We start from the raw sequence: 13926 nt of genomic DNA on the forward strand, positions 1-13926 counted from the left end.
GGCTGAGGCCCGTGGCCCGCCTGCTCAAAAGAATGCAGGCGGCAGGTACCACAGGTTCAGCCGGACAGACCCGGCCCTCCCTGCGCGATGGGCTTAACGTCTGCTCCGCGCTCTCCCCGGGGACCGGCTTGTTTGCCCCCGTCACCAGCGCGACACGTGATGTCACGCAGGCTTGGCGCCAGCTTCGGGGCGCCAGGACCACACGGCTTGAACGTCCGCGAGCTGCCAATCGTCCAGCGCATCAGCACCTGACAGGCCCGCGGCCACCGCTCCCCGCCTCAACGTATCGTGACGACGCGTACGCCCCTCTGCATGAGGACGGGATGCGCTGAATAGAGCACGATTTCGGAAAAATAGCAATATAAATCTTGACGAGCGCGTTGCCCGATGCGGAGCGATGACGCCGTCCCCTGTTCACGGTCACTCGGAACGCGGCGATTTTACCCCTCGTTAGGCACGATGAGATCGCGCCTGGCCGGATGGACGGACGGTAACACGACGTGCAGCGCACCCTGGCAAGGTTGGAGAGGCACCGCACGCGAGCGATCGCTGACAGCTCCGATCATCCCCATGCCACGACTGCGCCGAGGGCGCAGAACGAAGAGCTCCATGACCGCGACCTCATCCGCAGCTCACCCCAAGACGCGCGACCGGCGCGCGGTGCTGATCCTGCTGGTCGCGATGGCGCTCTACAACGGCGCCTATCTCGTCGGCTGGGCGCTGTCGTCGCCGCAGCCGGCGTTTGGCGACTTCTTCGGGCTATGGTCGTTCGGCAGATTTGCCGCGCTGTCCGGCGCCGGCATCTACGATCCGGTTGCGCTCGCGCGCTATCAGCAGATGCTGGATCCGACGTTGGGCGGCGGCGGCTTTCCCTATCCCTATCCGCCGACCTTCCTGCTGGTGCTGATACCCCTGGGCATGCTGGCGCTGCCGGTAGCCTATGTCTGCTGGATCTCGGTCACCTTCGCGCTTTATGGCCTGGCGACGCTGGGGCGCGATTGGCGCTCGTTAACCTCTCTGGCGCTGCTCGCGGCGCCAACCACGCTCATCAACGCGATCACCGGCCAGAACGGTTTCCTGTCGGCGGCCTTGCTGATCGGCGGATTGCGCCTGCTCGCGTGCCACCCGATCGTTGCCGGCACGCTGCTCGGCCTGCTCGCCTACAAGCCACAATTCGTGCTGCTGATGCCGGTCGTGCTGCTGGCGTCACGCAACTGGCGCGCCATCCTCTCGGCCATCGCCACGACCGTGATCGTCGCGATCGTCACCAGCGCTGCGCTCGATCCGTGGATCTGGCTCGAATGGATCGTGAAGTTTCCGAGCTATCAGGCGCAATTGCAGGCCAACCAGGTCAGCCTCGATCACATGATGCCGACGGTCATCGCTGGCTTGCACGCGCTCGGCGCGCTGCCGCCGATCGGCTACCTGGTTCAGCTCCTGTTGTCCTGCTCCATCGTCGTGATGGTCTGGGATGCCTGGCGACGCGGCTCAACGCAGCAGGCGATCGCGCTGGTCGCGGTCGGCAGCATCATCGCCACGCCCTATGCGATGATCTACGACATGCCGATGGTGGCGGCGGGGATTGCGATCCACTGGAAGGCGCGGAGCGACGCCGGCGAGCCGATCGCGCCGCTGGAGATCGGCCTCGTGATCGCGCTGGGAGCCTGCCTGCTCGCCATGATCGGGCACTCCGTGCCGTTCGCGGCGGCCATTCTGCTGGTCCTGCTGGCGTTGAGCATCGCCGGTGTGTTCGACCGCTCCGGCAGACCGCTGCCTGCGCTGGACGTCGCGCCGCCGGCGGCGGGCTGATTGCTCTCGGTGCAATTGACCGGATGACGATGCGTGATCGTCCGCGCTAAAGCAGCGGCAGAGATCCCGATCATCGAACCAGTGATGCCGCACACATCATCCCTGCTCGCCTTCGCCCTCGTCTCGCTCGGCATGGTGCTGACACCAGGGCCGAACATGATCTATCTGATCTCGCGCGCGATCACGCAGGGTCACGTCGCGGGCCTGGTCTCGCTCGGCGGCGTTGCTGTCGGCTTTCTGGTCTACATGCTGGCCGCGGCGTTCGGCATCACGGCGCTGCTGTTTGCCGTGCCGTTCGCCTATGACGCGCTGCGCCTCGCCGGCGCTGCCTACCTGCTCTATCTGGCGTGGCAGGCGGTGAAGCCGGGTGGACGCTCGCCCTTCCAGGTGAGGACGCTCGCCATCGACAGCCCACGCCGGCTGTTCCTGATGGGGCTCGCCACCAATCTGCTGAACCCGAAGATCGCGATGCTGTATCTGGCGCTGCTGCCGCAGTTCATCGATCCCGCTGTCGGCAGCGTGCTGACGCAGTCGGTGGTGCTCGGCGCGATCCAGATCGTGATCAGCGTCAGCGTCAACGCCATGATCGCCATGGCGGCGGGATCGATCGCGCTGTTCCTGGCGACACGGCCGAGCTGGGCGCTCGTGCAGCGCTATCTGATGGGCACGGTGCTCGCGGGACTTGCGGTGCGCATGGCGCTGGAGGCGCGGCGGGGGTGATTTCCATCGGCCCCCCCACCTTGTCCGCCGAAGCCTCTCGGCAAAGGCGGACGAGAGCGGGAGAGGGGGCACCGCGCGTGCGGAAAGATCTCGGAAGTCATCGTCGGCAAGGAACGGCCGATGAGCTTCTCAGTCCAGCTTCGCCTCCATGCCGCGCTTCACGGCGGGGCGGGCCATCAGGGTATCGTACCAGCGCTTGACGTTCGGGAAGTCGGCGAGATCCACCTTGTGGCGCGGGTGGCGCCAGGCCCAGCCGACGATGGCGAAGTCGGCGATCGAGAGAGCGCCTGCGACGAACTCGTGCTGCGCCAGCCGGCGGTCGAGCACGCCATAGAGCCGGACCGTCTCGGCCATGTAGCGCTTGAGCCCGTAGGCGCGGTCCTGTTCGTTGGTCAGCGCGATGAAATGGTGCACCTGGCCGGGCATCGGGCCGAAACCGCCCATCTGCCACATCAGCCATTCATAGACCGGGATCCGCTCGGCGAGGGATTTCGGCAGGAACTGGCCGGTCTTCTCAGCCAGGTAGAGCAGGATGGCGCCGGATTCGAACACGCTGACCGGCTTGCCGTCGGGGCCGTCGGGATCGACGATCGCCGGGATCTTGTTGTTGGGGCTGATCGCCAGGAATTCCGGCGCCATCTGGGCGCCCTTGGTGATGTCGACCGGAACGACGCGGTAGGGCAGCCCCATCTCCTCCAGCGCGACCGAGATTTTGCGCCCGTTTGGGGTGTTCCAGGTGTACAGCTCGATCGTCATGCGGGGCATCCTTCCCAACCGTCCTTGCTTGGTCGCGGGCTCCCATTAGCTCGAAACTGCATCCGGCTTCAAACGTACCGTTGTTGATGGGACATCGTGGCGGCTGGTCTCCGCCGCCCGCCCCCGATAGATTGCGCCACTCAAGAATCCACCCTCAGGGGAAACGCCGTGTCCAAATCCGCCTCCCGCGCCCGCCTCCTCGAGATCATCCGCAGGCGCTCGTTCGGCCGTGGCGAGGTCACGCTGGCCTCCGGCCGCAAGAGCGATTTCTATTTCAACCTGAAGCCAACCATGATGGACCCGGAGGGCGCCACCTTGCTCGCCGAGCTCACCTATGAGGCGCTGAAGGACGCAGGCTTCGATTATATCGGCGGCCTGGAGATGGGCGCGGTGCCGCTCGCCGGCGCGATCGCCCAGATCTCCTGGATCAAGGGCCATCCGATCGCGGCCTTCTTCGTGCGCAAGAAGCCGAAGGAGCACGGCGCCAGGCTCGCGATCGAGGGCCTGACCCGGGACGAGACCCTGGCGGGAAAACGCATCGTCGTGGTCGAGGACGTCACCACCACCGGCGGCTCGGCGATGAAGGCGGTGGAAACCCTGCGCGAGGCCGGCGCCGAGGTGGCGCTGGTGTTCACGATGGTCGACCGCGAGGAAGGCGCCGCCGAGACCTTCGCCCAGGCCGGTCTGCCGTTCCAGGCGCTCTACAAGGCGCACGAATTCCTCTGAGGTGCCTGGCGCGCGGCGCAATTCGCCGCCCGCGCATACCGCTCATTTACCAACGCCCGTTAAGGTTACCGCAAAGCTGATGACGCCATGCCTTGGGCAAGGCGCGTTCGATCGCACATGATCGAGCGACGCGGGTTGCCGCGTCACGGCGTGGCTTTGCGGTGAAGATCCTGGCGATGGAGCGGGCGTTGCGTAGCGTGTTGTCGTTTCGGCGGAGGTCCCGCCACGTCGCTGTCGCGGCGACGGTCGGCCTCGTCGCGGCCGGCGCGCTGGCGCCGCGAATGGCGTCGGCCCAGGGCCTGTTCGACTTCCTGTTCGGCGGCTTCAACAAGCCGCAATCGCAGCGGCCGGCGCAAGGCGGCTTCTTCGCCGATCCGTTCGGCACCAACCCGCAGGCCTCCGCCCAGCCGCGCGCCGCGAGCGGCGGATCGGGCGCAGCGTTCTGCGTGCGCACCTGCGACGGCCGCTATTTTCCGCTGACGCGGGGCCTCGCCTCGCCGGCCCAGATGTGCCAGGCGTTCTGCCCGGCCAGCCCGACCAGGATCTATTTCGGCTCCAACATCGACTACGCCACGGCGGCGAACGGCGAGCGCTATGCCGACAGCGAGAACGCGTTCGCCTATCGCCAGGCGCTGCGCGCCGACTGCACCTGCAACGGCCGCGATCCGGCCGGGCTGGCGCCGGTCGACCTGTCGCTCGACACCTCGCTGCGCCCCGGCGACGTCGTCGCCACCAGCGACGGCCTCGTCGCCTATTCGGGCACGCGCGGCAGCGGCGGCCAGCCGGCCGATTTCAAGCCGGTCGCCTCCTATCCCGGGCTGAACTCGGACATGCGGGCCAAGCTGAGCGAGATGAAGGTCGCACCGGTGCGCGCCGAGATGCTGGCGGCCGATGCGCTCGCCGCGATGCCGCCGCCGGAGGCCAGCGCCAGCAATGTCAGCGTCGCGCCGCCGCTGACGATCGCGCCGAAGCCGGCCACCGGCCGCGCCAAGCGCGCGGATGTGGATTGAGCCCGGACTCGTCATTGCGAGCGCAGCGAAGCAATCCAGAGTCCCGCACACCACCCTGGATTGCTTCGCAGCGCTCGCAATGACGGAATGCTGACCTAGCGCGCGACGATCACGCCGATGACGTTCGGCGCTTCCAGATATTTCTCCTCGATCGCCGCCCGCGCGGCGGCGCGGTTGTCCGGCGTCAGCAGGCCGCGTTTCTCGGCCAGGATCATCCAGCAGAAGCCCCACCAATCGGTCAGCATGCCCTCGTCGTCGACCAGGTCGTAGCCCTGCTCGGCGGCGAAGATGCGCGCCCGCGCCTCGTCGAGGCCATCGAGGAAGGTGTGGTCGGTGGCCGAGAACAGATCGTCGGAAATGTCGTCGGTGGTGTAGCCCCAGACCGACATGCAGACGGCGTTGAAGGCGCGGTCGATCTGGTCGTCGTCGACGGCCCGCCGCCGCGCGGCCTTGTGCAGCCGCGTCAGGCTGCGCGCGAAGTCGGCAATGCGGGTCAGGGCCAGGGGATCGAAGGCGATATTGGACATGGGTGTCCTCGCGGGATGCACTGATGCCGGGGGGCTGGCGGATCGAATCGCTGAGAGGATAAACGATCGCTTGCTAAATTGTTCTTAATTTGTTCCTAGCCGATTGTCCATCCCTTCTCAAAGGAGGCGCGCCGCTCTCATGGAGAATTCCAACACCGAAACCGATGCAGCCCTGCGCAAGCGTCTCGACTGGCTGCTGCGCGACCTATGTGTGGACTGGGGCTTTTGCAGCCGCCTCACCGCGGACGACCTGATGCTGGACGGCCAACCGCCCTCTCCGCAGGCGTTCGCCGCGGCCGTGCTGCGGGCCGAAGGCATGAACGCGGAATACGAGCCGGATTGGCGCCGTCGGATCGAGCAGATGTTCGTCGCTCGCCTCACAAGGTGAGTCTGGATCCCGGCTTTCGCCGGGATGACGATGGGGAGAGCCCTCAACTCCACGACGCACCTGCACCATCCTAGCGCGTTCCGCCCCCGGAACTCCGGCCCCGTTTTTGCATCATTTTCCATCACCTTGCTGTGCGGACCAGCCTTTCCCCGGGTTTCGGACCGCGCGCAACCATCGTATGCTTTTACCGGTTCCTCGTAGCATCACAGGTTTCCAAGGTGACAGATCAGCCGTCCCAGCGCAGCTTCGTAAGCACCGGCCAGCCCGTCGACGAATTGGCGGTCGCGGAGATCAAGAGCGACATCCTGGCCAAGCTTCGCCTCGCCATCGGCAAGGAGGCGAGCCAGGCGACGCAGCAGGACTGGTACCACGCCGCGGCGCTGACCTTGCGCGACCGCATCGTGCATCGCTGGCTGACCGCGGACAAGGAGAGCTACGACGCCGGGCGCAAGCGGGTCTATTATCTCAGCCTCGAATTCCTGATCGGCCGTCTGTTCACCGACGCGCTCAACAACATGGGCCTGATGAAGGTGTTCGAGACCGCGCTCGGCGATCTGGGCGTCGGCCTGATGGACCTGCGCAAATGCGAGCCCGATGCCGCGCTCGGCAATGGCGGCCTCGGACGGCTCGCGGCGTGCTTCATGGAGAGCATGTCGACCTTGCAGATCCCTGCGATCGGCTACGGCATCCGCTATGATTTCGGCCTGTTCCGCCAGGTCATCGTCGACGGCTGGCAGCACGAATATCCCGACGTCTGGCTGTCGTTCGGCAATCCCTGGGAGTTCCAGCGCCCCGAGGTGGTCTATCACGTTCATTTCGGCGGCGGCGTCGAGCACATCGACGACAAGGGCCGGGCCCGCGCGATCTGGCATCCCGGCGAGACCGTGCAGGCGGTGGCCTATGACACGCCGATCGTCGGCTGGCGCGGCCAGCACGTGAATGCGCTCAGGCTATGGTCGGCGCGCTCGCCCGATCCGCTGAAGCTCGACGTGTTCAACTCCGGCGACTATCTCGGCGCCTCGGCAGAAGAAGCGCGCGCCGAGGCGATCTGCAAGTTTCTGTATCCGAACGACGAGAGCCCGGCGGGACGCGAGCTGCGGCTGCGCCAGGAATATTTCTTCGTCTCGGCTTCGCTGCAAGATCTCGTCAAGCGCCATCTCGGCTCCGACGGCCAGTTGCGCAGCCTGGCGCAGAAGGCCGCGGTGCAGCTCAACGACACGCACCCCTCGCTCGCCGTGGCCGAGTTGATGCGGATCCTGGTCGACCTGCACAATTTCCGCTGGGACGAGGCGTGGAAGATCACCATCGCGACCTTGTCCTATACCAACCACACGCTGCTGCCCGAAGCGCTCGAGACCTGGCCGGTCGAGCTGTTCGAGCGGCTGCTGCCGCGCCATCTCGAGATCATCTATCGCATCAATGCGCAGCATCTCGCGCTCGCCGAGCAGCGCGCACCGGGTGACATCGACTACCGCGCCTCGGTGTCCCTGATCGACGAGAAGAGCGGCCGCCGCGTGCGCATGGGCCAGCTCGCCTTCGTCGGCTCGCACCGCATCAACGGCGTCTCGGCGATGCATTCCGACCTGATGAAGGAGACCGTGTTCCACGATCTCAATCATCTCTATCCCGGCCGCATCACCAACAAGACCAACGGCATCACTTTCCGCCGCTGGCTGATGCTGGCCAATCCCAAGCTGACGAACCTCTTGCGCGAGGCCTGCGGCGACGCCGTCGTCGACGATCCGACCTTGCTCTCGAGCCTCGAGAGCTACGTCGCCGACGCCGGCTTCCACCAGAAGTTCCGCGCGGTGAAGCACCACAACAAGGTTCTGCTGGCGCGTCTGATCGGCGAGCGCATGAACGTGCGCCTTGATCCGGGCGCGCTGTTCGACGTGCAGATCAAGCGCATTCACGAATACAAGCGCCAGCTCCTGAACATCCTCGAAGCGGTGGCGCTGTATCTGGACATGAAGGACGACCCGCAACGCGACTGGGTGCCGCGGGTGAAAATCTTCGCCGGCAAGGCGGCGGCGAGCTACCGCTATGCCAAGCTGATCATCAAGCTGATCAACGACGTCGCGGAGGTCGTCAATAACGATCCCGCGATCGGCGGCAAGCTGAAGGTCGTGTTCATGGCCGACTACAATGTCAGCCTGGCGGAAACGATCATTCCCGCCGCCGACCTGTCCGAGCAGATCTCGACCGCCGGCATGGAGGCGTCCGGCACCGGCAACATGAAGCTGGCGCTGAACGGCGCGCTTACCATCGGCACGCTGGACGGCGCCAATATCGAGATCCGCGACAATGTCGGCGCCGACAACATCGCGATCTTCGGCATGGAGGCCGACGAGGTCATGCTCCGCCGCAAGCAGGGACTGGACGCGTCCGACGTGATCCACCGGTCACCGCGGCTGGCGCGCGCGATCGATGCGATCGCGTCCGGCGCGTTCTCGCCGGACGAACCCGGCCGGTTCGAGCCGATCGCCCATGCGCTGCGCCATCTCGACCACTACATGGTTTCGGCCGATTTCGATTCCTACTACGAGGCCCAGCGCGGCATCGATGCACGCTGGCAGACCGTGCCGGCCTGGACCCGCGCCTCGATCCTCAACGTCGCGCGCATGGCCTGGTTCTCCTCCGACCGCACCATCCGCGAATATGCCGACGACATCTGGAACGTGCCGGTCGGGCTGGCGATGGCGCCGGTGCAAGCGCAGCGGGCGTGACGGGCCCTTCCCCTCACCTTCAGCAATGACCCATGACGTCATTGCAGAGGCCTTCCATTGCGTTTCACCTGACGGCCATCATACGATGACCGTCGGGAGGAATGCATGACCGAACCGCCAGCTCACCTGTTCGACGAGGCCACCGGCGTCACCGCCGGCGACAGCCGCTGGCAGGGAAGTACCAGCCCGGATTACTGGGCGTTCGTCGGCCCGTTTGGCGGCGTCACGGCGGCGACCGTGCTGCGCGCGTTGATCCAGCATCCGCAAATTCAGGGCGATCCGCTGGCGATGACGGTGAACTATTGCGCGCCGATCGCGGAAGGGCCGTTCGATCTCGACGTGCGGTTGGTGAAAGCCAACCGCTCCTCGCAGCATTGGTGCGTCGAGCTGAGCCAGGGCGACTCTGACGCGGCGACGCTCGCCACCGCCGTGTTCGCCGAGCGCCGGCCGTCCTGGTCGCATCAGCCGGCCACAAAGCCCGAGGCGCCGCCGTTCGATCAGGTCAAGCGACATCCCGACACGAACATGTCCTGGACCAAGCAGTACGATTTCCGCTTCATCGAGGGCCGTCCAACGTTTGGTGCATCGTCGTCGGGGGAGCCGCACAGCAGCTATTCCCGGCTGTGGATCTCCGACCGCAAGCCGCGCAAGCTCGACTGCCTGTCGGTGCTATCGATGTCGGACGCCTTCTTCGGCCGCGTCTTCCACGCCCGCGGCCAGCTGGTGCCGTTCGGCACGGTGTCGCTGACGACCTATTTCCACGTCAGCCGGGACGAGCTCGCGGCCGAGGACATCACGCACGTGCTCGCGACCGCCGACGCCAAGATTTTCAACCGCAGCTATCAGGACCAGCATGGCGAGCTGTGGTCGCCGTCCGGCCGGCTGCTCGCGACGACGACGCAGATTGCGTATTTCAAGGCGTGAGGGCCGGGACGCAAGCCAAGAAAACGGCGTCGTCCCGGCCTTGAGCCGGGACCCATAGCCACCGTCGCCAGTTTTGGAAGGCTGGGGCGACCCGCACGCCTCAACCACTCCGTCCTGTGGTTATGGGTCCCGGCGTTCGCCGGGACGACAGCTGTGGGTATGGCTTGAGCTCGCGCCTCTCGTGCATTGAACGGGGCGGAGCGGGAAAATGTGGGGTCAGCCGCAACGCGACCGCCCCCTTGACGTTTGCAGCCCTACTCCGCCGCCAGCTTCAGATCCGGCGCGGCGTTACGGACCTCAGCATCGACCTGGGCTTCGAACTTGGCAAAATTCTTCTGGAACATGCCGACCAGCGCGCGCGCAGTCTTGTCGAACTCGGCCTTGTCCTTCCAGGTGTTGACCGGGTCGAGGATCTCGGTCGGCACGCCCGGCAGCGCGGTCGGCACCGCGAAACCGAAATATTTGTCGGTGCGGAACTCGACGTTGCGCAAGCTGCCGTCGAGCGCCGCCGTCAGCAGCGCGCGCGTCACCTTGATCGGCATGCGCGAGCCCGTGCCATACTTGCCGCCGGTCCAGCCGGTGTTGACCAGCCAGCAGTCGACATTGTGCTCGGCGATCAGCTGCCGCAGCATGTTGCCGTAGACGGACGGATCGAGCGGCAGGAACGGCGAGCCGAAGCAGGTCGAGAATTCCGGCTGCGGCTCGGAGCCCAAGCCGCGCTCGGTGCCCGCGACCTTGGCGGTGTAGCCGGACAGGAAGTGGTACATCGCCTGCGCCGGCGAGAGCTTTGCGATCGGCGGCAGCACGCCGAAGGCGTCGGCGGCGAGCATCACGACGTTCTTCGGATGCGGCGCGCGGCCGGTGCGCGAGGCGTTCGGGATGTAGTCGAGCGGATAGGCCGAGCGGGTGTTCTCCGTCTTGGAGCCGTCGTCGAAATCGGGAACGCGCGTATCCTCATCGAGCACGACGTTCTCGAGCACCGCACCAAACCGGGTCGACGCCGCATAGATCTGCGGCTCGGCTTCCTGCGACAGCTTGATGCACTTGGCGTAGCAGCCGCCCTCGAAGTTGAACACGCCGGACGGTCCCCAGCCATGCTCGTCATCGCCGATCAAGGTGCGGTTCGGATCGGCCGACAGCGTCGTCTTGCCGGTGCCGGACAGGCCGAAGAAGACAGCGGTGTCGCCGTTCGGCCCGACATTGGCCGAGCAGTGCATCGGCATCACGCCGCGCTCGGGCAGGTAGTAGTTGAGCGTCGTGAACACGCTCTTCTTCATCTCGCCGGCATAATAGGACCCGCCGATCAGGACGATCTTGCGGGCGAAATCGATCGCGACGACGTTCTGCGAGCGCACGCCGTGGCGTTTCGGGTCGGCACGGAAGCTCGGCATGTCGATGATCGTGAGCTCCGGCACGAAGGTGTCGAGCTCGATCTTCTCGGGGCGGATCAGAAGCGTGCGGATGAACAGCGAATGCCACGCGAGTTCGGTGAAGACGCGCGTCTTGATGCGGAAGCTCGGATCGGCGCCGCCATAGAGATCCTGCGCGAACAGGGTCTTGCCTTCGGCGTGCTTGATGAAGTCCTGATGCAGCGCCTCGAACTGCTCGGGCGTGATCGCCTGGTTGCCCGCCCACCACATCTTTTCGGTGGAGGCGTCGCGCACCGTGAACTTGTCCTTCGGGCTGCGGCCGGTGAACTCGCCAGTATCCGCGCACAGCGCCCCGTCGGCCGACAGCACCGCCTCGCCCGCCGCCAGCGAATACTGATAGAGCTGGGGAGCGCCGAGATTCCAGTGCACCTGCTTGAGGTTCTTTAAGCCGAACTTGTCGGCACCAAAGGCGCCGTTGCGAATACCCGTCTCTTGCACGAAGATCCCTCCTGAGAGCCCGCATCTGTTGCGCGCAGTCGCGCGCGTTGCGCGGTGACCGTTGCCGTTACATCGCCTTATCGAAGCGCGGTCGCCGACCTAATACTGATCAACGCTGGTCTTGCCAAGACGATCCGGCCCAATTGGTTATTGGCAAACCGTGATGTACGTAGCTCATGTTTTGCCGCGCCATGCACATTCCAGCAGCAGCCGCCTGCGCCCCGCGGAGTTGCTGCAACGCAACAGATATATCAGCGCGGTTGGGTTTCACGAGAACGACGAACGACGCTCAAATCGACGAATTCGCGCGGGCAAGCGAAGACCAAGGCGAAGACCGAGCATCCGGCCAACGCCCGTCGCAGCGCATCGCTGCAACCGATCAAGGGACGCCGCCCGAGCCGACGGAATGCGTCGGTGATCAGCCGTGTCGCCGCTACACCCGATCAGCCAGCTTCCGTTCACGATTGCCTCGCGCTTGCGGGATCACTTAATCCGATTCTCCCGGCCGCGACGTCAATGAGCTCACTCGCGCCCACGCCATGGGTTTGCGCGGCGCTCACCTTCTGCTGGACTGGGAGCGTGCACATCGAGCTTCACCGCAACTGCGTTCATGCGTGAACTTCGTCGTCTTTCGTCACGCGAGGATGAGCACAGCCATCAAAGCGGGCTCGAACTACACCTCACTTCGCGCGTGCCTCGTCAGCAAGCCGCACAAGCATCTTGCGCAACGCCCCGGGCGTGGTTACGTGCTCGGGAAACTCGAGCCGTAGCGTCTTGCCGTCGGCCATCAGATCCAATCCCTCCGGGTCACAGCCGCTACACCGCCACTCCGCGGCTTCGGCGCCGAGCAGCTTCGTCGCGTAGAGGGCGAGCGCCTCGCGGTGATCTTCGTTCATGTGATCGACGGCGCCCTGCTCTGCTAGAATCAGTTCGTCAGCATCGGAGATATCCGTGAGAAACTGCTCGGGCTTGAGATCGACGATGCGGCCGAACCCGGCGACGAGATGCGCGCCTGACGGACGAATCACGAAGAACGAGAAGTCGGCGAAATCCGCATAGTCCGCAGCGGACGGATGCGCATTGAGATACCGACGGCGCAGCATCTCGCGATTGTCGTCGGTGGCCTGCTCGGCCTTGCCCGACAGCATGATGCGAGTTCCCTCGAGCGGATCGCCCGGCGCCCGTTCGTCGAGCATCAGCGATACGCGCGAATCGGCTAGTACATTCCTGGTGTGTACAGCTAATCGCGAGATCAGGATGATCGGAGCACCATCGGACGCGGTGGCGACGTTGACGAGGGAGCAGTAGGGATCGCCCGTCCCAACCATCAAGGTCGCAAGTGCGCCCTGCCGGCTTCGGCGCAGCAGGGATTGCGTCACGCGGTTAGGGTTAAAGCTCGCAGACATCGTCTTTCCCTCGTCCATCCAGTTGCAATGAAGGCCTTTTTTCGGCTAAACGGGCCACAAACCTGGGCGCGGCACAAGACTTTGCCATGGTATTTGTGGAACTCGGTCACACTTCAGCCCAGCTTGCATTGCTCGTTGACCATGTTCGAAGCCCAAATACGCGGCCCTTATCTTGATTCTCGAAGTCTCGGCGTAACCAGACTCTGAAAGCAGGCTCATGCCCACAATCGCCTTGGTCGATGACGACCGCAACATTCTGACATCCGTCTCCATCGCGCTCGAGGCCGAGGGTTATCGGATCATGACCTATACCGATGGTGCGTCGGCGCTCGACGGTTTTCGGACCAGCCAGCCTGATCTCGCCATCCTCGACATCAAGATGCCGCGCATGGACGGCATGGAGACGCTGCGGCGGCTGCGCCAGAAGTCCGACCTGCCGGTGATCTTCCTCACCTCCAAGGACGAGGAGATCGACGAGCTGTTCGGCCTGAAGATGGGCGCGGACGACTTCATCCGCAAACCGTTCTCGCAGCGCCTGCTGGTGGAGCGCGTCAAGGCCGTGCTGCGCCGCTCGCAGCCGAAGGATCCGACGGCTCTGCCGAAGGAGAACGACGCCAAGGCGCTCGATCGCGGCCTGCTGCGCATGGATCCGGAGCGTCACACCTGCACCTGGAAGAACGAGCCGGTCACGCTGACCGTCACCGAGTTCCTGATCCTGCAGGCGCTGGCGCAGCGTCCGGGCGTGGTCAAGAGCCGCAATGCGCTGATGGACGCGGCCTATGACGACCAAGTCTATGTCGACGACCGCACCATCGACAGCCACATCAAGCGGCTGCGCAAGAAGTTCAAGATGGTCGACGAGGAGTTCGAGATGATCGAGACCCTCTACGGCGTCGGATATCGCTTCAAGGAAACCTGAAGCCCTGCGGCAAGGGACCTGAAGCATTGCCTTGCGCGACGTCATGCGAAATTGCGCGCTGACGTCGCGGTCTCGATTGGATAGGCTACGCCTCCTGCGCGTTTGTCCGAGCGCAGATGCCGGAACGGGGCCATTGTTGCGGCGAAT

The 13926-nt window shown here is 65.1% G+C and carries 12 protein-coding genes; 8 read left to right on the forward strand and 4 right to left on the reverse strand.

Annotated features, from left to right (window positions below; translation table 11 throughout):
- Nucleotides 1-609: 609 nt before the first annotated feature.
- Both QW863_RS31425 and QW863_RS31430 read left to right on the forward strand, forming a co-directional pair.
- Complete coding sequence (locus tag QW863_RS31425; protein WP_315715334.1) at nucleotides 610-1809, forward strand: glycosyltransferase family 87 protein; 1200 nt, start codon at nucleotides 610-612, stop codon at nucleotides 1807-1809.
- Between the two features lie 84 nt (nucleotides 1810-1893).
- Complete coding sequence (locus QW863_RS31430) at nucleotides 1894-2529, forward strand: LysE family translocator (RefSeq protein WP_315715333.1); 636 nt, start codon at nucleotides 1894-1896, stop codon at nucleotides 2527-2529.
- Nucleotides 2530-2658: 129 nt separating this feature from the next.
- Here QW863_RS31430 and QW863_RS31435 read toward each other — a convergent pair whose 3' ends face one another.
- Nucleotides 2659-3285 (reverse strand): glutathione S-transferase family protein, encoded by a 627-nt coding sequence (locus tag QW863_RS31435; RefSeq protein WP_315715332.1) that lies wholly within the window; start codon nucleotides 3283-3285, stop codon nucleotides 2659-2661.
- 168 nt (nucleotides 3286-3453) lie between these two features.
- On the opposite strand from QW863_RS31435, the gene pyrE reads away from it, so the two are divergent.
- The gene (pyrE, locus tag QW863_RS31440) at nucleotides 3454-4011 is read left to right on the forward strand and encodes an orotate phosphoribosyltransferase (protein WP_315715331.1); all 558 of its coding nucleotides are present in this window, start codon (nucleotides 3454-3456) and stop codon (nucleotides 4009-4011) included.
- A gap of 188 nt (nucleotides 4012-4199) precedes the next feature.
- Nucleotides 4200-5021, forward strand: coding sequence for a DUF2865 domain-containing protein (locus tag QW863_RS31445; protein ID WP_315715330.1), 822 nt, complete (start codon nucleotides 4200-4202; stop codon nucleotides 5019-5021).
- A 95-nt stretch (nucleotides 5022-5116) separates the two neighbouring features.
- Here the strand turns inward: QW863_RS31445 and QW863_RS31450 are convergent, their stop codons facing one another.
- Entirely contained in the window at nucleotides 5117-5548 is a 432-nt protein-coding gene (locus QW863_RS31450) for a hypothetical protein (RefSeq protein WP_315715329.1), read from the reverse strand.
- A 139-nt stretch (nucleotides 5549-5687) separates the two neighbouring features.
- Between QW863_RS31450 and QW863_RS31455 the strand changes: the two genes are divergently transcribed.
- From QW863_RS31455 to QW863_RS31465, 3 genes are all read left to right on the forward strand, one after another.
- A complete protein-coding gene (locus tag QW863_RS31455) occupies nucleotides 5688-5936 on the forward strand; it encodes a hypothetical protein (RefSeq protein ID WP_315715328.1) in 249 nt (82 codons plus the stop codon).
- Between the two features lie 218 nt (nucleotides 5937-6154).
- Nucleotides 6155-8662 carry a glycogen/starch/alpha-glucan phosphorylase gene (locus tag QW863_RS31460; protein WP_315715327.1) on the forward strand — a complete coding sequence of 836 codons (2508 nt, stop codon included), beginning with the start codon at nucleotides 6155-6157 and terminating at the stop codon, nucleotides 8660-8662.
- Nucleotides 8663-8767: 105 nt separating this feature from the next.
- A complete protein-coding gene (locus QW863_RS31465; protein WP_315715326.1) occupies nucleotides 8768-9586 on the forward strand; it encodes a thioesterase family protein in 819 nt (272 codons plus the stop codon).
- Nucleotides 9587-9840: 254 nt separating this feature from the next.
- Here QW863_RS31465 and QW863_RS31470 read toward each other — a convergent pair whose 3' ends face one another.
- Nucleotides 9841-11454 (reverse strand): phosphoenolpyruvate carboxykinase, encoded by a 1614-nt coding sequence (locus QW863_RS31470; RefSeq protein ID WP_315715325.1) that lies wholly within the window; start codon nucleotides 11452-11454, stop codon nucleotides 9841-9843.
- A 680-nt stretch (nucleotides 11455-12134) separates the two neighbouring features.
- Nucleotides 12135-12860 carry a HugZ family protein gene (locus QW863_RS31475; protein WP_315715324.1) on the reverse strand — a complete coding sequence of 242 codons (726 nt, stop codon included), beginning with the start codon at nucleotides 12858-12860 and terminating at the stop codon, nucleotides 12135-12137.
- A 217-nt stretch (nucleotides 12861-13077) separates the two neighbouring features.
- Between QW863_RS31475 and QW863_RS31480 the strand changes: the two genes are divergently transcribed.
- Entirely contained in the window at nucleotides 13078-13779 is a 702-nt protein-coding gene (locus QW863_RS31480) for a response regulator transcription factor (protein WP_006611449.1), read from the forward strand.
- Nucleotides 13780-13926 lie beyond the last annotated feature (147 nt).

This window comes from Bradyrhizobium sp. SZCCHNR1017, assembly GCF_032381375.1.
Taxonomy (GTDB): domain Bacteria; phylum Pseudomonadota; class Alphaproteobacteria; order Rhizobiales; family Xanthobacteraceae; genus Bradyrhizobium.